Genomic DNA, 16947 nt, shown 5'->3' with positions numbered 1-16947 from the left:
TCGGAGAGGACGACGGCGGCCGAGTCGTACGGGTGGTCGAGGGCCGCGACCACGTAGCCGTGACTGGCCAGTTCCTCGGCCCAGGCGGTGTTCTGGGTGCGCACCCCGCCTGACCCGGGTGAGAACAGCACGACGGGGAGCCGCCCGCCCCCATCGGCCACCGGGGCGTTGAAGACCGCACGGCTGTGGGCCCGCGGCACACCGTCGATCAGGAAGCCCGGCAGCCCCACCCCGCGGGCGAGCGCCTCGGAGACGGTGCGCGCATCCCCCGCCGCCCGCGGCACACCGTCGGGGCTTCGGTGTAGAAGTATCTACCCTTGCCCTGGTTGCAGAGTCCGCAGGCAGGCACAAGATTCAAGGGTGTGAGCGCCAGGAGAGGATAGAGGTTCTTCGGGGCGTGGTGGTCGATCTGCTCCGGCTTGGCGACCCCGCAGATGGTGCATCCGTAGATCGCCGCCGCTTTCAGCGCGTCGCAGCTCACCGACGCTCTCCCCGTAGGTTTTAAGGTCAGGACGGCGGGCGGTGAGCTCGTCTCCGTGGCGTTCCAGCGCGTGGACGCACGAGGTTGGAACTTCCTGCAGCACGACGGGGGAGTGGGTTGCGACGACCGCCATGCCGTTGCGGTCGGCGAGCAGGTTGGACAGCGCGTTCGTCAAGGCGGCGAGCAAGGGAGGGTGCAGGTGTGTTTCCGGTTCGTCGATCAGGACCAGGGGCGCGCTCGCTGACCACTTCGATCTGCCGGGTCACCATCGACAACACCACCTTGTGACCAGAACTCAGGTTCTCAAAGACCTTGCCCATCTCCCGTTCGAGTGTGGAAGGGCGGCCTTCCCTGATCATGGCGTCGATCACGTCTATGTCCCCGTCCCGAGGAAGCCGCTCGCGCCGTAGCTGAGGGTCTCGATGGCCTTACGCCAGCGGAGGCCTCGGGCCCCGACCCGTGCAATGGCGAAGCTGCGGACGAACTCATCCTTCAGCTCTTCGTCGGACTTGAGGCGGCCGTGGCGCTGGTGGCGGAGGCGGATGAAGTGTCACGGAATTCCCGCATCCTCTGCGAAGGCGTACGAGTGGTGGTCGAAGGGGCTGAATCCGATGACCACGCAGCTGGCGAAGCGGCCGGCGTCGCCCGCGGGATCTGGGTCATCCTCGACGTCGAGCTGTACGTTCGCTGCTGCTGACGCCATGGCGTGGAGCAGGCTTGACTTCCCGACCCCGTTGCGGCCGATCAGCGCGTGCAGGTTGGTCGGCGGCAGGCTTCCCGGCGTCGACTCGAAGTTCAGCCTGGGAGCAGGGAGCAACCCCTTCTGCTCTGGTGTATACGACCACTTGAAGGGCACGATACGGGCGCGGACCCCGAGGGCAACCTGCCGGGTGCGCACCAAGGCCCCGTAGCTCCGCCCGCGAAGCAGAGATGAGGAGAACACATCAAGGTCGATCGTCGCCTGATCCGGTAGCCCAGCGTAGGCCGCGTCCTTCAACGCGAGGAGGATCTCGTTGGCCATGGATCTGCTCAGGCGGAGTCGCAGGACCTTGTAGTACTCGTCCTCCATCCCCAGGCTGAAGTAGCCGGCACCGAGCGACTCGAAGCGATCCGGAAGTCGATCTGCTGTGCGATTCCATCCGGAGCTCGTCATGTCAGCGTGCCCGATGCGAAGGAAGCCGACCTTGACCACGGAGGCGTCCTGAAGGCGCACCAGGAGATTGAAGACGGTCACAAACCCGTGGTCGTCCCAGCTGTCCTTCACCAGGTAGGCACCATGTGCCTGTGGGACCGTGGCTTGCCACTCCAGCACCTGGAACTCCAACGCAACTCCCCTGTGTGGTCGACGACCGTTCTGGCCGCCCTGCAGTGCGCGAGCATGCCAAAAGGCGTGCACCCGCGGCGTGTCCACAGAGAAGTTGAAACAGGACCTGGTTCTCAAGCAGCAATCCCATCGAAGTCGCTGCTGAGCGGCGCATCAGGCAACTGAAAGCGCCCGGCGTGGCGGGCCGGAACGCCTCAGTTCGCCCCGCCCTCCCCTCCTGAACGGCGCCGATACTCCTGGTATCGACGCCGATTCGCCTCCAGCGTGGCGTCAACTGCCCTTTTCAACGGGCTGCCTCCGCTGGCCCGCTCCTCCTGGAGAGCTTCCGAGATCTGCGCCTCGCGGCGCCCTTGCGCTCGCAGCGGCTTCGCGTCGGGGTCCAGGGGCTGCCCAGCCGCCGCCGGGGGCTCCTCGTCCCGTTGCCGCGCTCGGGCCGCGGACCACCACCGGGGGGCGAACTGCGGAGCATCGCGGGCACCGGGCGCGAAGCGCCGGACCGTTCCCTCGTTCTCCATCTTCTCCAGCATCGCCCGAAGGGCGGCCGTCGAGGTCCGCGGTGCGTCTCCCCGCAACGCGCACCGGTTCGCGTCAATCGCCAGCAGGATCCGGTCCTCCCCCTCCGGGCCCGGCAGCAGATCCATTACCTCCAGGATCTCTTCCGCGCTCGGCTGATGGGCGTCCTCCTGGCCCAGCCTGCGCCGTCTCACCGTCGCCGCCCGGCGTGGTCGGAGGCGGCCAGCACCTCCAGTTCGGCCTCCAGCGGCCTGCTGCGCAGCCGCCCGCTTCCGTCCCGCCGCTTCGCCATGCGACCACCTTAACTAGGGCTTCCAGGCACGGATCTCCAGGCCGACGATCGGCGTACCGGGCTCGATGTTGTCGGTGTCGACGAGCCACTTCTGCACGGCGGCCGCGACATCCCCGCCGGCAGCGTCGACCATAGCCCTGAAAGCGACGCCGTCGAAGCCTTCTTCGCCCGAGCCCGGGCCGCCCCGGTTGTCGGCGTAGGCCCGTTCCTCCGTGCCGTCGCGGCGCTGGACGACGTTGCGCCGGACGCCCGGGGAGTCGGCGCGGCGGCCGGCGTCGTGCTTAAACGCACCCTTGCGGGCCCGGACGGTGAAGCCGATCATCCCGCCGTTGGCGGCCGCCTCGTCAACCACAGGCCGCAACCGGCCTGCGCCGGAGGCGATGTGTTGCTTGCCGGCCTTGGCCAGGGAGGAGGACCAGGCTCTGACCGGCTTCCCGTCGGGGCCGATGACCGCCTTGCCCTTGGAGTCCTTGACCGTCCGCTCCCCCCCCCGCACCCGCGCCTTCCCGCGTACACGGGCCTTGTAGCCCTCGCGGGTCAGGCGCGGTTGAACGTGCCCGGCGGCCAGGGCCTTCAGGCTCGCGATGTGTTGGAAGACTCTCAGCATGAGCAGGAACCAGTGGCTTGGCGACGCTCATGATGGACATGCGTCGGGCAGGGCCAGGAGACCCCGTCGCCCACTGCCCCTAATCCGTGCTTAAGGACAGGCTGGCCGACCGGAAGGCGGCCGGGCTGTTCCAGCACCAGGTCCGTGACATCTGCGTCCACCCAGGCCTGCGAGGCCTTCCCGTAGATCGCTGGATGGTCCTGGTGCTCGCCATGTTTGTGCTGTGCGGGCTCCGGGCGTACGCCTTGTTCCTACCCGGCCTGGCGCCTCAGTGGAGAACGGCGGCACCCGGTGCCTCGCAGTACAACCATGGCGACGTGATGGGTGTTGGCGCCTGTGGGCGCCGGGCGAAAGGCCTTCACTGCCCCAGGCCTTTGAGTCACTCGTTGGTGTTGGTGGTGCGAGCCCGCGCCACGGTGACCTCTCGTTACGCCCGAGCCCACCTGAGCTCCCGCATAGACCGAGGCCCGTGGAGTGAGCTGGTGCCACGAACGGCTACTGAGGTGGCGGACCGGCCCTCACGCCGAGTCCTGGGATTAGGTCGCTGCGTGGCCCGCATGCGCTCGCAACCAGCGCAAACACCGAAAACAGGGAGGGAAGAACCTTGATCTACTGCGGCATCGACTGGGCGGAGAAGACACACGACGTCGCCCTGGTCGACGACAGCGGCCAGCTACTGGCCAAGCGGCACATCACCGACGACGCGGTCGGCTACAAGATCCTGCTGGACTTGCTCGCCGAGTACGGCGACACCGAAGACAGCCCGATCCCGGTCGCGATCGAAACCTCCCGCGGCCTGCTCGTCACCGTGCTGAGGACCGGCCAGCGGCAGGTGTTCGCGATCAACCCGATGGCCGCCGCCCGCTGTCGCGACCGGCACTCCGTCTCCCGCAAGAAGTCCGATCCCGGCGACGCCCTGGTCCTGGCCAACGTGCTGCGCACGGACATGCACGCCCACCGGCCACTTCCCCATGACAGCGACCTGGCCCGAGCCGTCCTCGCCCGCGCACAGCAGGACGCAACCTGGAACCGCCAGCAGATCTCCAACCAGCTCCGATCCCTGCTGCGCGAGTACTACCCGGCAGCCCTCGCGGCCGTCGAAGCCTGGAAGAACGGGCTCTGCCGGCCTGAGGCCCACGAGATCCTCAAACTGGCCCCGACACCCGCCAAGGCCGCTCGGCTGACCCGCACGCAGTTACAGGCCGCGCTCAAGTGAGCCGGTCGTCAGCGAGGCATCACAGCCGACGCCGAGCTGCTCCGCGAGGTCTTCCGGGCCGAGTGGGTACAGCAGCCGCCACTGGTCGAGAACGCGCTTGGCAAGCAGATGCTCGCCCTCCTGGTTCAGCTGGAGGCCGCCTGCACCGCCGCCAACAACCTCGTCGAGGCGGTCGAAGAGGCTTTCCCGCAGCACCCGGACGCTGAGATCATCCTCAGCTTCCCCGTCGGCACCCAGCTCGGCGCCCGGGTGCTTGCCGAAATCGGCGACGACCGACAGCGGTTCGCCGATGCCCGTGGCCTGAAGGCATACGCAGGCGCCTCACCCAGCACCCGGGCGTCCGGCAAGAAGTCCAGCATCACCCGCCGCTGGGTGAAGAACGACCGCCTCAACCACGCCGGCTACCTCTGGGTCTTCTCCGCGATCACCGCCTCACCTGGCGCCAAGGCCCACTACCGGCGACGACGCGACAACCACGCCGCCGCCCAGCGAAACCTGTTCAACCGCATGATCGGCCAGCTCTATCACCGCCTCCAGCAGGACCAGCGATATGACGAGTCGCTTGCCTTCCCGGCCCCGCCCGACGAGGTGGGCGCAGCAGCCGCTTGACCAGAGCACCTACCGCTCAGATACCCGCACCCAGGGAGCAAAGCGCTGATCAGGGCCTACATCCTCGCGCCAGTACCGCAGGACCGTTTCTTGGACGATGTCGAGCCGCCCTGCGGCGATGAGGCACGAGACCTGCTCCGGCCCGCCGGCGTCGGCCTCGAAGGCGACCACGACGGGCGGCGTCTCGCCGAGCTGACGGGTGACCTTCAGGAGCTCGTCGGACGACGGGGCCCGGAAGACCGGATCGTGAAAGCCGGAGGGGCAGCTGACGAACATCGGATCGCCGAAGATCAATTCCAGGCCGTGGTGGTAGGTCAGGTCGTGGTCGGCGGCAAGCTTGAGTTGTCCGCGGTCCCAGGAGACGACGTCCCAGTCCCACCAGGAGCCTCCGGGAAGCTGGATCGCAGCACGCGCTCCCTCTGCATCCACCAGCGACCTCCTCGTTCCGTTCGAACAGATCGACAGGCTACACAGCGTCGGCGAGCGAGCGGCTTGACGAGTTGGGACCCTGAGGTGTCTACCTCGCCCCGTCGCTCCAGCAGGGCCTGACGACCTGGACGGTCTACCGCGTCGACGGCGAGGCCGGCGCCGACGCGGTCCAGGCGGAGCTGTTCCACGCGGGCGCTCAGGCCGCGGAGTGGCTGCGGCCCTTGTTGAACCGGCCACACGGCGTCCTGCGGTGCGAGAACATCGTCCTGTTGGGCGAGGCGCCCGGCGCTCGGCACCGTGACTGGGTGCTGAAACACCTCTACGGCCCGGTCGGGGTGATGTTCGGCAAGTTCTACGCGGGAGAAGAGGAAGTCACGGCGGCCGGCCACCGGATCCCGGCCGCCCCCGCCTCGTTCCTCCCCGTGAGGGCCGCCGTACGCCGCCGCGACCCACGCTTCCTCACCGCGACCCCCGACCTGGCCGCCGCGCTCGCCGCGGCCGACGACGACGGCCGCGACGTGTTCGAGCACATCCCCACCGAATGGAAGGACATCCGCACATGGGCCAGGCACCTGCTCCCCCCCGGCGAAGCCGTCGCCCTCCTCACCAGACACACTGGCGAACCCACCGCGATCCAGCTCCTGAGCGACCGGCGCGGCTCCCGAGTCTGGAAACTCCAGGGCCCCCAGGGCGCCACCGCGCTGAAGGCCAACAACCCCGACGGCAAGACCGCCCGCGACAAGGCCGCCGAGATGGTCCAGGAGGACGACCACCTCCGCCACCTCACCGCCGCCGGCGCCCTCAGCCCCGACTACCGGATCGGCGCCGGCACCTGGGACGGCGGCCGGTGGCTAGCCGTCAACTGGATCGACGGCGCACCCCTGTGGCGGGCCCTCGCCCTCGCCCGCGGCCCGGAAGGAGACCGCGCCTCGGTCCGCCCCTGGCTCACCGGCTCGCCCGCACCTGGACAGAAGACCTCGCCCGCATGCACGCCGCCGGGTGGGCCCACGCCGACGTTCAACCCACCAACACCCTGGTCACCGGCGACGGCCGCGCGGCGGTCATCGACTACGCCCTCGCCTGCGGCCCCGACACCAACCGCCGCCGCGTCCCGTACCGGGGCGCCCTCACCCACACCACCGCCCCCGAACTCGCCACCGCGATCCTGTCCACCCCCGCCGACAGCCACGTCCAGGCGCAGCCGGCCGCCGACATCTGGAGCCTGGGCGCCTCCCTGTTCTGGTGCTGGACCGGCCACCGCCCCGTCCCCTACGACGACGACCTCGACCGCCTGGACAAGCTCGCCGTCATCGCCAAGGGCACCACCACCCCGCTGCGCGACGTCCGGCCCTGGCCGTTCCCCGCGTTCGAAAACACCATCACCGCGTGCCTGGCCCCCGACCCCGCCGACCGCCCTACCGCGAAGGAGCTGACCGCCGCATGGTGACCCTGCGCGCCCTGGACCTGGCCGACGCCCCCGCCCTCACCCGCGTCTACAGCGGCGCCTCCATCCGGCACACCACCGGCCAGCCCCTCACCCTCGACCAGGCCCACGAGAAGATCCGCGCAGCCCTGGCCCGAGCCGCCGAAACCCCGCAGGCACAGTGGAGCTGGGGCATCGTCACCGAGGACGAGCTGATCGGCCTGATCTCGCTACGGCGACGCACCCCGGTCATGGGCACCCTCAGCTACATCCTCCGGGACGACAGCTGGGGCCACGGCTACGCCACCCACGCCGCCAACCTCGTGGTCTCCGCCGCCTTCACCACCGTCGGCCTGACCCGGCTGGAGGCCATGCACCACCCCGACAACCCCGCGTCCGGCCGCGTCCTGCTCAAAGCCGGGTTCACCCACATCGGCACGTCCGACCGGGCCAGCGAAGACGGAACCACCGTGCCGTACGAGGCATACGCGCTGCAGAAGACGTAAGCAGCTCAGCACGCTCGTTCTCGTCTCCACACGCACCCCTTGGCACACCAGGAGGAACCAGTGTCATACCGGCATCTGCGCACCCCCGATGAGAAGCTCTCCGACGCGAAAAGGCTGCTGAGCCTCCCCCGAATCGTCGTGATCTGCGGCTCCACCCGCTTCATGGCCGAGATGAACGAGGCCGATCTGCGGGAGACCAAGGCCGGAAAGATCATCGTCAAACCGGGCATCGACATGAAGTCGCCGCACGAACTTTGGTCCGATCCTGTCGAGGCCGAGGCCCTGAAGGTTCGACTCGACGATCTGCACCGGGCGAAGATCCGGCTCGCTGACGAGGTGCTCGTAGTCGGCGACTACATCGGGGACAGCACCCGAGCCGAAATCGCCTACGCCCGGTCGCTGGGCAAACCCGTGCGGTTTACACACCCCGAAGTCGACCCTGACGCCTGACCGCCCGCCGTCTGACCGTCCCCCTGTGGCTTCGCCCACCGCCCACCGCCCACCCCCGCGCCCGCCGCAGGGATCCCCTTGGAATTGTCAGGCGGCCCGGTGCGTCCGGTGACGGTCTGGGGCTCCACCGGTCGGTCCAGGTCTGGAGGGCCTGGAGGTGGGGCTGGTTGGTCCTGTAGACCCCGCGTACGAGCGGGCCCACAGCGCCTCGGGCAGGGCTACGACCAGCCAGGCGGTGGGCCCGAGACCGGCGTGCGGACCGGTCCCCCCGAGGGTTTGACCGGCCATCGGGGCGCCGGTGGGGGCGGGATGCCACTCGTGCAGCAGTCCGCGGTGCTTCAGCTCGGCCCGCAGCCCCGGTGCGAGCGCGAGCGCGCGTCGGCCGGTGCGGTCCGGACTCCCGCCGCTCGTGCCGCCCGGCACGGATCCGAGCCTGAGCTGCGCGACGCTGTGCGCCCCCGTAGCCGGGCAAGTTGCTTCCGTTGTGCCTCTTTGGTCTCACCGCCGCAGTTGGCTCGGTGCCGGCGCGGCGGCGAGCAGCTGGTTCGTGAGGCTCGCGTGAGATTGCATCGGCTTCGCACGGAATCCCTGACCATGCAGTTCTGTCCTCTCTACGGCGTGGTGGGCTGCCGTGGGCTGCTGAGCGCGGTATCGGGCGTGCGTGCGGGGCTGCATTTCGACGATCTCTCGTGCGGCCCGCAGTCTGCTGGGGTGGTCGCCGATGAGTCTGGTCGTGATCACGATGGCGCGGATGACGGTGACGCCTTGGTCTTTGAGGTGCTGCTGGAGGGTGTCCATGTCGGTGCCTGCCGCGAGCAGGTCTCGGCATTCATCGATGTGGTCGGCGATCTGCCGCGCGTCCTCGGGGGACAGGCCGTGGATGGAGGCGAGGAGTTCTTGTGCGGTGGGACTGGGCATGGGGGGATCGTCTCAAGGGATCGCAGCCGTATCCCATGCAATTTCGCTGGTCTCATCCACTGCGCCCACTCGCTTTTGGCGAGGGTGGCGAGCTGCGCCTGGCCGGGTCGGTTGCGGCGTTCGCGTTGGTTGGCGAGCCATAACCCGGTGTGATGCTGCCTCCCTGGGGGAGGAGCTCGACGCGGCAGCCAAGCCCCAGCGGGTCCAAGGTCCGCCGCCCTTGCCGCCACCTCGCGACGGCGGGCGGTATCCGGCATGACGTTTCGCAGGGAGGTTTTCGTCACCTGCACCTGTGTCGGTGGGGGGTGTCGAGGATGTGGCGGATGATGGATGTGGCTTCTTTCGGGTGGTGGTCGAGCCAGTGGGTGAGGTGTTCGCGGACGGCCTCTTGGACGTAGGTGTTCGCTTCGGGGTTCCCGAGTCTGGTCCTGGTGCAGCCCTCGAAGAGGGGATGGGCGAGCGTTACGGAGACGACTGCGGTCAGACCGTCGTGAACGGCACTGATGGTGATGTCCTCGTCGTCCGCGGACAGCTGTCCCTGCTGGCGCGCGTATTCGTTGACCAGGCCTGTGAGCGCGGTACGGAACCCCTCTTCGTGGGTGCCGCCTTCGTGGGTGCGGGTGTTGTTCGCGAAGGAGTGGAGCTCCCCCGGAGACCAGGTGTCCCACTGCATGGCGACCTGCACGAGGATCGTCTTGTCCTCGTTCTCCGACTCGAAGGCGATGGCCGGGGAGTGGACGAGACTCGCGGGGTAGGGGTTGAGCCGGACGACGAAGGCCCGAAGGCCGTCCGTGTGGTGGTGGCGCACAGGCCGCTCCGGCCGCTCGTCGGTGAGCGAGACGGCCAGGCCACCATTGAGGAAGGCCAGCTCCTGGAAGCGTTCCGACAGCGTGGCGAACGAATACCGGGTGGTCTCGAAGACGTCGGCGTCGGGCAGGAACGCGATCGTCGTGCCGTGCTGGTCCGTCTCCTCGTTTTTCGTCAAGGCGGTGGTCGGGACGCCCTTCGCGTACTCCTGAGTCCAGCGGTGGCCATCGCGGTGGACCTCGACCGTGAGACGGCTCGACAGAGCGTTGACCACGCACAGGCCCAGGCCGCTGAGGCCACCGGCGACTCGGTAGCCGACGCGGGGCTCGGACTTGAAGGACAGCTCCGTCAGTTCGCGTTCGAGGGCCGATTTGCCGGTGGAATCGTCCATCTCGACGGGCAGCCCCCGCCCGTTGTCCGAGACGCGAATGCCGCCCTCGGCGGTAATGGTGACGTCGACGCTGTCGGCGTGGCCGGCAAGGTGCTCGTCGAGGGCGTGCCCGACGACCTCGTACACCATCTGGTGCAGGCCGCGTTCGCCGGCCGAGCCGATGTACATGCCGGGGCGCTTACGTATGGCCTCGTGGTCTTCGAGGACCTGGATATGGCTGGCGCTGTATTCGTACGCGTTCGAGGACTGACTGGAGTTGCTGGTCTCGGTCATGAGGCATCCCCCTTGGGCCGTTCCGGGCATGTTTGTGAGCAGGTGTCACCACACAGCTGTAGCCGCTTCCACGCCGCCGCCGGTGTAGGTTCATCGTAGGTGCCTGGAGGCAAACATGCAGGTCAGACCTCATATGGCAAGGCCCCAGGTGGTTGCGCAGGCGTCTTCACCGAGACCGCCGTTACGGCGGGCGACTGATGGGACCGGAGCAGCGCGAAGGCCCCGTCAGAGGCTGGGGAAGGGCATTCTCGGCTGGGTCTGAGGTGCCTTTCCCACGAATCTTCCGGCAGGGGCGCGACTCGACACTTTGCCCAGTTGATTCTGAGTTTCGCGGGGGCGGCGAGCTGGTCGGCAGTGAGCTTGTCTCGCCGGCTCTTGGTGTTCGAGACCCACACGCCGAGCTTCACATCACCGGCTCCGCCTCGCCCTCGACCGCGATCTCCTCGCCGTGGGTACGCCGCCGCGAGGGCGTCGGTGAGGGCTTCGGAGCCCTGCGGTGCCCTGGTGGTGCTGGGGGTGGTGATCGTGGTGGTGGGGGCTGCGGAGCCGATGGGTGGTCCGGCTGTGGCTCGGCTGTCGCGTCGGGGGTGTACCGCGATTCAGGTCACTCTGATGAAGCCCAGCGCACGGCGGTTCCGTACGCGATGAACCGCGGAGTGCCGAAGTCGTTGCCGATCCCTCTTGACCCTTGTGGATCGGTGCATATCGCCATGCCCAGTACGCCGTCGGCGCCGAGTCCTCGTGCGTATTCCTGCATGCTGACCACGGCTTCCATCGCGCTTGGCATCGGGGCGCCGACGGCCACACCGACGACGCTGTGCGGATGGGGCGGCGCGTCGAGGGTGACGGTGTAGAAGCCGCCGCTGACGTTGTGGGCGTCCTGCTCTATGTCAGCGCGAACCTGCAGCCGCTGCCTGTACTTCTGCATGTCTTTCGTTTCTTTTCGAGCCATGGCGGCATTCTCTCGCAGGCGCGGACAGGCTTCCGTATCGGACATGGCGTCGGCCGGGGGCGGGCATCTCGGCACGCCTGACGTACAACGCCTCGAACGGCAAGAACTGCGTCGCGACCATCCGCAACAACCCGGGTGCGGCCGTGGACATGGCCCTCTGGATCGAAGTTCCCGAAACCTGGGAGCGGGGCGAGGACTACGGCCGGTACACGTCGTACCCAGGCCCGGCCTACGTGTACGGCACGGGCCACTGCGTCGACTGGGGCGGGGGCATCAGCAACGTGCACGTGCAGGTGTACAACTCCAACTGTGGCGCGCGCAAGGAGCACCGGGTCACCGGGGTCCGCTGACCTGAGCTCCGCCTGACCGCGACGTTCTCCGCCGTAGTGCCGTAATGCGGTCGTTGGGGGCAGGACTTACGACCCGACGACCGCACGGGAACCGCCGTGGTCCGGCTCGCCCCGGCAGGCTCGCCGAGTTCTGCCGGGGCGAGACCGCGCCGAATGGGCCGGCGGCTCGCGCCCCCTGTGGGACCTGCTCCGCGAGCTTCCGCCGGCCGGCCGCCGAGAGGCTTCCCTGAGCGCTTGGTCCCGCGTGCCCGGGCCGCGAGGCGGGGTCGGGCACGGGGTGGGTTCGCCACCATGACCGCATTCCCCACGACCGAGGTCGCACCCGCCTGCGTCCCGGGGGATCCGATCCCGGCCGGTGCCCAGGACGAGGTCCTGCGCGAGATCCACGAAATCGCACCCACCCGTCGCACGAGCTCGTCAGCCGGCTTGCAGAGCGGGGAGGAGCCTGCTTCGCAGGAGCTGTGCGGCCGGGGAGTTCTGACCTCGGCGGGTGATGATTCCGAGCCGGGCTTGCGTGGCCGCGTTGACGAGCGGGACGGTCCGTAGGCCGGTGCCTTCGATGGAGGACGAGCTGAGGATGGCGATGCCGGCACCGCGCTCGACGAGGCGGAGCAGGGCGACGGGAGAGCTGGCGTCGATGTCCACGCGTGGGTGAAGGCCGATCCTGTGGCAGGAGTCCTCGTAGGCGGCGCGGATACCGGTACCCGGGGAGAGGCAGAGGATCTTCTCGCCCTGTAGGTCACCGAGGTGGAGGTCCGGCCGGTCGAGGCGATGCCCGGCAGGGACGGCTGCGGTGATCGGCTCGTCGATGACGACGGTCGCCTCCAGACCGGGGGTGACGCTGCCCGCGTAGCCGATCAGGGCGAGGTCGAGAGAGCCGGCGAGGACCTGGGCCTGGAGGTCGTCGGAGTGACCCTCGTGGAGGCTGACCTCGATGCCGGGGTGGGTGTGGCCGAGGTCGGCGACGGTGTCGAGGAAGGGCGGGATCGAGCAGCCCATGATCATGCCGAGACGGACCCGGCCACGGATGGCGTCGGCGAACTCGGCGGCGGTGTGCCTGATGGCTTCAAAGGTGTCGAGGGCCGTCTTCGCGAGGGGGAGTACGGCTTCACCGGCCGGGGTGAGGCGGATGCGACGGCCGGAGCGGTCGATCAGCTGTTGGCCCAGTTCCGACTCCAGCTTGGCCACTTGGGTGCTGATGCCGGACTGGCTGACGTGCAGACGATGGGCGGCAGCGGTGAAGGTGCCTTCCTCCATGATCGCGGCGAAGTAGCGCAGCTGATGCATCTCCATATCCAGTAATGATAGCGACCATCTGATCCATCTGTTGGACAGATAGATCGGATGGCTGGAGGATTGGGGGCATGACGACGACGAAGGCTGCGCGAGAGCTTGCCGAGACCTACTTCACCGCCTGGGAGGCGGGCGACTTCGACACCTTGAGGGGGCTGCTGGCCGAGGACGTCGACTTCGTCGGAGCGCTCGGAACGGCGTCGGGCGTGGAGGAGGCTCTCGCCGGACTGAAGGGCCTCGGCCAGGTGCTGGAGAAGATCGACGTGCAGGTGCGGGTCGCGGAAGGCGATGAAGTGATCACCTGGTTCGACCTGCACACGAAGGTCGCGGCGGCCACCCCGACGGTGAACTGGATGCACGTGGACGGCGGGAAGATCACCCGGATCCGGGTGACGTTCGACCCCCGCGCACTGCTGGCGGGGTTCGAGAAGCAGGGCTGAGCGGGAAAACCCGGCTGATCAGGACCCGATAGGCACCCCGGGGCCATCCCGGCCCCGGGGTCTCGTGCACTCCCGCTGAGGTACCGTCCGCGCCCGACTCCACGGGAGCGCGAGCGCACTCGTTCAGCACGCACACGTATGAGAGGGTGCCTTGTTAGTGTCAACTGTTATGGAATTAAGGCAACTTGAGTATTTCGTAGCAGTATCGGAAGAGGCCAGTTTCACCAAGGTGGCAGCTCGCCTCTTCGTGGCCCAGCCCGGAGTCAGCGCGCAGATCAGACGCCTGGAATACGAACTCGGCCAGCAGCTGCTCGACCGCTCGGGGCGCACGGTGCGGCTCACGGAGGTGGGAACGGCGGTACTGGGCTTCGCGCGGCGGGCGCTCGACGACGTCGCCGCCATGAGGCTGGTCGACGACTTCACCGGGCTCATGCGGTGTGAGTGGGTGGGGTGGTGGCAGCGGTTGGGCGTCAGCCGGTGTGCGGGGGGTTGGCCGTGTTGAGGGCCTTGTGTGGCTCGGGGTTTCCGTGCGTCGTCTTGGGCTGGTGATTTTGGCTGCCACTGCGTGACCAGGCTGCTGCCATGAGGTGGCTAGCACGGTCGTGTGTGGCTGTCACGGGTTTGCCCATTCCAGTGTTCGTGGCTTTGGCCGCGGGGTGTGCTGGTGGGTATGGGTGACGAAGGCCGGTTGGCGCGGGGTGTGGTGGTGCGTCGGCTGTTGGCGGTCGACCAGGGGCCTGGGTCGGTGTCGTCGCTGCATGTGCGGGTGATGGCCGAGGCGGCGGGTGTGACGGTCCGGACGGTGTGGCGGTGGTTGTCCGAGGCGCGTGAGGGCCGGCTGGAGCCGGTGCCGCGGCAGGACGGTTTCACGCTGGATGACGGGCAGTGGCAGGTTCTGGCGGAGGTGGGCGGGAACGTCGCGGCGTTGCACCGGCGGCTGACGGCCGATGGTTCGCCCCCGGGGAGTGTGCCGTCTCTGGGAACGCTGCATCGTGTGGTGCGCCGTGATCTGCAGGCGGGGCGGGTGCTGGAGGTGGCGAGGCCGTCCCGGAATCGGGTCGAAGCCGGTCGCTACGACCGGGTCCTGGCCGAGCTGAAGCTGGAGCGGGCGGCTGAGGGTTTGCCGGTGGTCGACGCGGAACCCGCGCCCTTGCCAGTGCCTGGAAGGGTCGGCGAGGAGGATGCGGCGCCGTGGCGGGGTGGGGTGCGGTTGTTTGTGCCGGGTGCCCGGGTGGTGTCGGCGGCCGGCGTTGCTGCAGTGGTGGAGGCGGTGGGGCATACGGTGGCGGCGCGTGGGATTGGGTGTGTGTTCGGGGATCCGGGGGTGGGGAAGACGGTGGCGGTGCAGCAGGCACTGCATCTGCTTCCTGATCGGGTTCCGGTGTGGCGGGCGGTGGTGGCTGTGAAGCCGGGGCTGCCGCAGATGCGTGCGTCGTTGCTGGAGGCGTTGGGGCTGGCCGCGGGGGTCTTTGTCGCATCGTGCGCAGTTGGCGGACCGTGCCCTGGGGGAGGCGCTGCGCCGGCCTGGGGTGCTGTTCCTCGACGACGCGCAACGCCTGTCCCCGCCGTTGCTGGACTACCTGCGTCTGCTGTGGGATGAGCCGGGGACCGCGGCGGCGCTGCTGCTGTTTGGGGCGGGTGCGGAGCGGGTGATCGCGCGGGCGCCGGCGTTGCGGTCGCGGGTGCTGACCTGGCACCAGGTCCCCGGCCTGGGCCAGGAGCGGCTCGCGGAGACGCTGGCGATGTTCCATGACGTGTGGGAGGGAGCCGATCCGGTGGATGTGGGATGGGCGGACGCGACGGTGGCGCGCGGCAACTTCCGTACCTGGGCGAGGATCACTTCGCATGTCTACGCGCTGTCGAAGCGCTGCCGGGACGTGCGGGTGGACCGTGTGCTGATGCAGGCCTGTGCTCGGTTGGGGCCTTACCCGTAGCGCCCGGCGGGGCGGGATCGGGAGAAGGAGGCCAAGACCGACGGCAGAGGGCGGTTCCGTGATCAGCTCATCCGAGGCGGGGGCACCGCTGGAGGTGTCCAAATCGGTGCCCGAGCTCCAGGGTCCGGCGCTCGCGGCGTTGAGTGGCCCTGCTGTGCAGCGGTTGTTGCGGTTGCGGTTGCGGGCTCAGGGTCGGCTGTCGCGGGGGCATGTGCGTCTTGTGGGGGAGTGTCTGGGGGTGTCAGAGCGGACGGTGCGGCGGTGGCTCGCGCAGGCCGAAGCCGATCCAGATGCGGGGGGTGTTCCGGGTGCCCGGCCGGTGTCCCGGTTCAAGGTGATGCCAGAGGTACGGGTGCTGCTGGTCGTCGTACTGCTCCTGGGGCGTGATGGGTTGGCTCACTGAATTTGCGCAGAGTCTGGGCCTTGCTGGGTGTCTGACCTGCGGTTGGTTAGCCCGTGTACGCTCGCGCAGGGTGGTTGGGTACTGCGCAGTTTCGCTGACCCTCGACTGTTGTCAGTTTTTGCCTCCGGATCGTGGTGGGGGCTGGGGTTCCCAAGTCAATCCGTGTCTGAGAATGAAGCACGGCGTGTCATGGATGAAGCCCTGGCTGATGGGGCCTTCGGGCCCGGGGGCCAGGGTGATGCCGCCAATGCTCGGATTCCTCGGGTGGAGGAGGATGTGTTCATGGAGGATTCAGCGCGTTTCCGGGTGCTTTCTGCTGGCGAGGCTGACCGGGTCTTCGAGGGCTTGTCTGCGGGTGGGGCGAGGGTTGTGGAAGTGGACACGAAGGGGGCCAGGGACGGGGAGTCGATCGTGCGCGCCTTCAGCGAGCTGATCGAGATGGATCCTCCGTTGTCGGGGCGGTGGCATCCGGATGCGTTCTCCGACTCTCTCTTTGGAGGCCTTCACAATCTGGAGGAGAGTCATGTTGTTGTTGTGCTGTGTGGGGGGTTTTGGGTGAAGGAACGGTTCGGCGCGGTGGCCGATACCTTGGAGATCTTGGGAGAGGTTGGGGACACGCTGGCGGAGAAACGGTTCACTGGTGGTGTTCCGACTGAGTTGGTCCTCTTTGTTGTCGTTGAGACGGACTGGGTTGAGAGTCTGCAATGAGTGAGTTTCCTGAGAACCCGTGGACCCCGGCGCATCAAGCGGTCGAGTCAGGTGACCACGCGGAGCTGACCCGCCTCCTCGACGCGGGCGCGAACCCCGAAGAGGTCTGCTGCGGGTTGACACTGCTGCTTCACGCGATTGATGTGGAGGGGGACGGTGCACTCCAGTCCGATGGGCCGCTCGACTCCGCGCTCACAGCGATCGTGCTGGCCTATGGGGCCGACCCGACCGCGACGCCTGATGGTAAGACTCCGCGGGAGTTGGCAGCCTCGTACAACCACGAGATGGCGGTCAGGCTCCTGGATCAGCACACGGCAACCCTGGAGGCTCCTGCTGCCGGCCCGCGGAGCGGGCTGTTGTCCTGGAGGCGGAGCCGGAAGGACTGAGGGTGGGAGCGAAACGGACACCTAACGGGCCGTAGGCCCGGACTCTGTGAAACGGGGTCACCTCCCGTGTGAAGCACGGGAGGTCGGGAGCCTGCGGAGCAGGCCCCCACTCTGGTGGAGCGCAGCGGAACCAGAGCCAGTCCGGAGCGAAGCGCAGGACTGCCGGCCCGAAGGGCCGGCCCATGCTCGGAGCGAAGCGGAGAGCCGGGCCCGAAGGGCCCCGGCCGAGCGCAGCGAGGCCA

Annotated in this window: 17 protein-coding genes and 4 pseudogenes; 11 read left to right on the top strand and 10 right to left on the bottom strand. The window is 68.4% G+C overall.

Annotated features, from left to right (window positions below):
* The 5 genes and pseudogenes from ABT403_RS38400 to ABT403_RS38380 all read right to left on the bottom strand — a co-directional run.
* A pseudogene (locus ABT403_RS38400) lies at positions 1 to 299 on the bottom strand (alpha/beta hydrolase); the annotation flags it as partial.
* Positions 300 to 311: 12 nt separating this feature from the next.
* Positions 312 to 668 (bottom strand): hypothetical protein, encoded by a 357-nt coding sequence (locus ABT403_RS38395; protein WP_425580352.1) that lies wholly within the window; start codon positions 666 to 668, stop codon positions 312 to 314.
* Positions 669 to 1031: 363 nt separating this feature from the next.
* Complete coding sequence (locus tag ABT403_RS38390; RefSeq protein ID WP_344170039.1) at positions 1032 to 1805, bottom strand: hypothetical protein; 774 nt, start codon at positions 1803 to 1805, stop codon at positions 1032 to 1034.
* A 194-nt stretch (positions 1806 to 1999) separates the two neighbouring features.
* Positions 2000 to 2446: a hypothetical protein gene (locus ABT403_RS38385; protein WP_344170042.1), complete on the bottom strand. Its 447-nt coding sequence runs from the start codon at positions 2444 to 2446 to the stop codon at positions 2000 to 2002.
* A gap of 177 nt (positions 2447 to 2623) precedes the next feature.
* Positions 2624 to 3217 (bottom strand): hypothetical protein, encoded by a 594-nt coding sequence (locus ABT403_RS38380; protein WP_344170045.1) that lies wholly within the window; start codon positions 3215 to 3217, stop codon positions 2624 to 2626.
* Between the two features lie 604 nt (positions 3218 to 3821).
* On the opposite strand from ABT403_RS38380, the pseudogene ABT403_RS38375 reads away from it, so the two are divergent.
* Positions 3822 to 5042, top strand: a pseudogene (locus ABT403_RS38375) (IS110 family RNA-guided transposase).
* A 9-nt stretch (positions 5043 to 5051) separates the two neighbouring features.
* On the opposite strand, the gene ABT403_RS38370 reads toward ABT403_RS38375, so the two are convergent.
* Entirely contained in the window at positions 5052 to 5471 is a 420-nt protein-coding gene (locus ABT403_RS38370; RefSeq protein ID WP_344170048.1) for a hypothetical protein, read from the bottom strand.
* A 985-nt stretch (positions 5472 to 6456) separates the two neighbouring features.
* Here ABT403_RS38370 and ABT403_RS38365 point away from each other — a divergent pair.
* From ABT403_RS38365 to ABT403_RS38355, 3 genes are read left to right on the top strand one after another with little or no spacing between them, the layout of a single operon-like run.
* Positions 6457 to 6918, top strand: coding sequence for a protein kinase domain-containing protein (locus ABT403_RS38365; protein WP_344170052.1), 462 nt, complete (start codon positions 6457 to 6459; stop codon positions 6916 to 6918).
* The gene (locus ABT403_RS38360; RefSeq protein ID WP_344170055.1) at positions 6912 to 7400 is read left to right on the top strand and encodes a GNAT family N-acetyltransferase; all 489 of its coding nucleotides are present in this window, start codon (positions 6912 to 6914) and stop codon (positions 7398 to 7400) included. The genes ABT403_RS38365 and ABT403_RS38360 overlap by 7 nt, the downstream gene beginning before the upstream one ends.
* A gap of 60 nt (positions 7401 to 7460) precedes the next feature.
* Positions 7461 to 7850: a hypothetical protein gene (locus ABT403_RS38355; RefSeq protein ID WP_344170058.1), complete on the top strand. Its 390-nt coding sequence runs from the start codon at positions 7461 to 7463 to the stop codon at positions 7848 to 7850.
* A gap of 498 nt (positions 7851 to 8348) precedes the next feature.
* Here ABT403_RS38355 and ABT403_RS38350 read toward each other — a convergent pair whose 3' ends face one another.
* The 3 genes from ABT403_RS38350 to ABT403_RS38335 form a co-directional block, all read right to left on the bottom strand.
* Positions 8349 to 8768 (bottom strand): hypothetical protein, encoded by a 420-nt coding sequence (locus ABT403_RS38350; RefSeq protein ID WP_344170061.1) that lies wholly within the window; start codon positions 8766 to 8768, stop codon positions 8349 to 8351.
* A gap of 280 nt (positions 8769 to 9048) precedes the next feature.
* Positions 9049 to 10239, bottom strand: coding sequence for an ATP-binding protein (locus tag ABT403_RS38345; RefSeq protein ID WP_344170064.1), 1191 nt, complete (start codon positions 10237 to 10239; stop codon positions 9049 to 9051).
* Positions 10240 to 10843: 604 nt separating this feature from the next.
* Positions 10844 to 11191, bottom strand: coding sequence for a hypothetical protein (locus ABT403_RS38335; RefSeq protein ID WP_344170067.1), 348 nt, complete (start codon positions 11189 to 11191; stop codon positions 10844 to 10846).
* A 77-nt stretch (positions 11192 to 11268) separates the two neighbouring features.
* Here ABT403_RS38335 and ABT403_RS38330 point away from each other — a divergent pair.
* Positions 11269 to 11541, top strand: a pseudogene (locus ABT403_RS38330) (spore-associated protein); the annotation flags it as partial.
* A 417-nt stretch (positions 11542 to 11958) separates the two neighbouring features.
* Here the strand turns inward: ABT403_RS38330 and ABT403_RS38325 are convergent.
* Complete coding sequence (locus tag ABT403_RS38325) at positions 11959 to 12834, bottom strand: LysR family transcriptional regulator (RefSeq protein ID WP_344170070.1); 876 nt, start codon at positions 12832 to 12834, stop codon at positions 11959 to 11961.
* Between the two features lie 71 nt (positions 12835 to 12905).
* On the opposite strand from ABT403_RS38325, the gene ABT403_RS38320 reads away from it, so the two are divergent.
* The 6 genes and pseudogenes from ABT403_RS38320 (at position 12906) to ABT403_RS38295 (ending at position 16705) form a co-directional block, all read left to right on the top strand.
* Positions 12906 to 13274 carry a nuclear transport factor 2 family protein gene (locus ABT403_RS38320; RefSeq protein ID WP_344170073.1) on the top strand — a complete coding sequence of 123 codons (369 nt, stop codon included), beginning with the start codon at positions 12906 to 12908 and terminating at the stop codon, positions 13272 to 13274.
* A gap of 169 nt (positions 13275 to 13443) precedes the next feature.
* Positions 13444 to 13710, top strand: a pseudogene (locus ABT403_RS38315) (LysR family transcriptional regulator); the annotation flags it as partial.
* Positions 13711 to 13944: 234 nt separating this feature from the next.
* Positions 13945 to 14874: a TniB family NTP-binding protein gene (locus tag ABT403_RS38310; protein WP_344170076.1), complete on the top strand. Its 930-nt coding sequence runs from the start codon at positions 13945 to 13947 to the stop codon at positions 14872 to 14874.
* A complete protein-coding gene (locus ABT403_RS38305; protein ID WP_344170079.1) occupies positions 14804 to 15208 on the top strand; it encodes a TniB family NTP-binding protein in 405 nt (134 codons plus the stop codon). The genes ABT403_RS38310 and ABT403_RS38305 overlap by 71 nt, the downstream gene beginning before the upstream one ends.
* Positions 15209 to 15800: 592 nt before the next feature.
* Positions 15801 to 16319 carry a hypothetical protein gene (locus tag ABT403_RS38300; RefSeq protein ID WP_344170085.1) on the top strand — a complete coding sequence of 173 codons (519 nt, stop codon included), beginning with the start codon at positions 15801 to 15803 and terminating at the stop codon, positions 16317 to 16319.
* Positions 16316 to 16705 (top strand): ankyrin repeat domain-containing protein, encoded by a 390-nt coding sequence (locus tag ABT403_RS38295; protein ID WP_344170088.1) that lies wholly within the window; start codon positions 16316 to 16318, stop codon positions 16703 to 16705. The genes ABT403_RS38300 and ABT403_RS38295 overlap by 4 nt, the downstream gene beginning before the upstream one ends.
* Positions 16706 to 16947: the final 242 nt, after the last annotated feature.

The sequence above is a fragment of the Streptomyces sp. NPDC000075 genome (assembly GCF_040301925.1).
Taxonomy (GTDB): Bacteria; Actinomycetota; Actinomycetes; order Streptomycetales; family Streptomycetaceae; genus Streptomyces; species Streptomyces polychromogenes.
The sequence above is the reverse complement of the archived record's forward strand: the minus strand, read 5'-3'. Positions and strand labels throughout refer to the sequence as shown.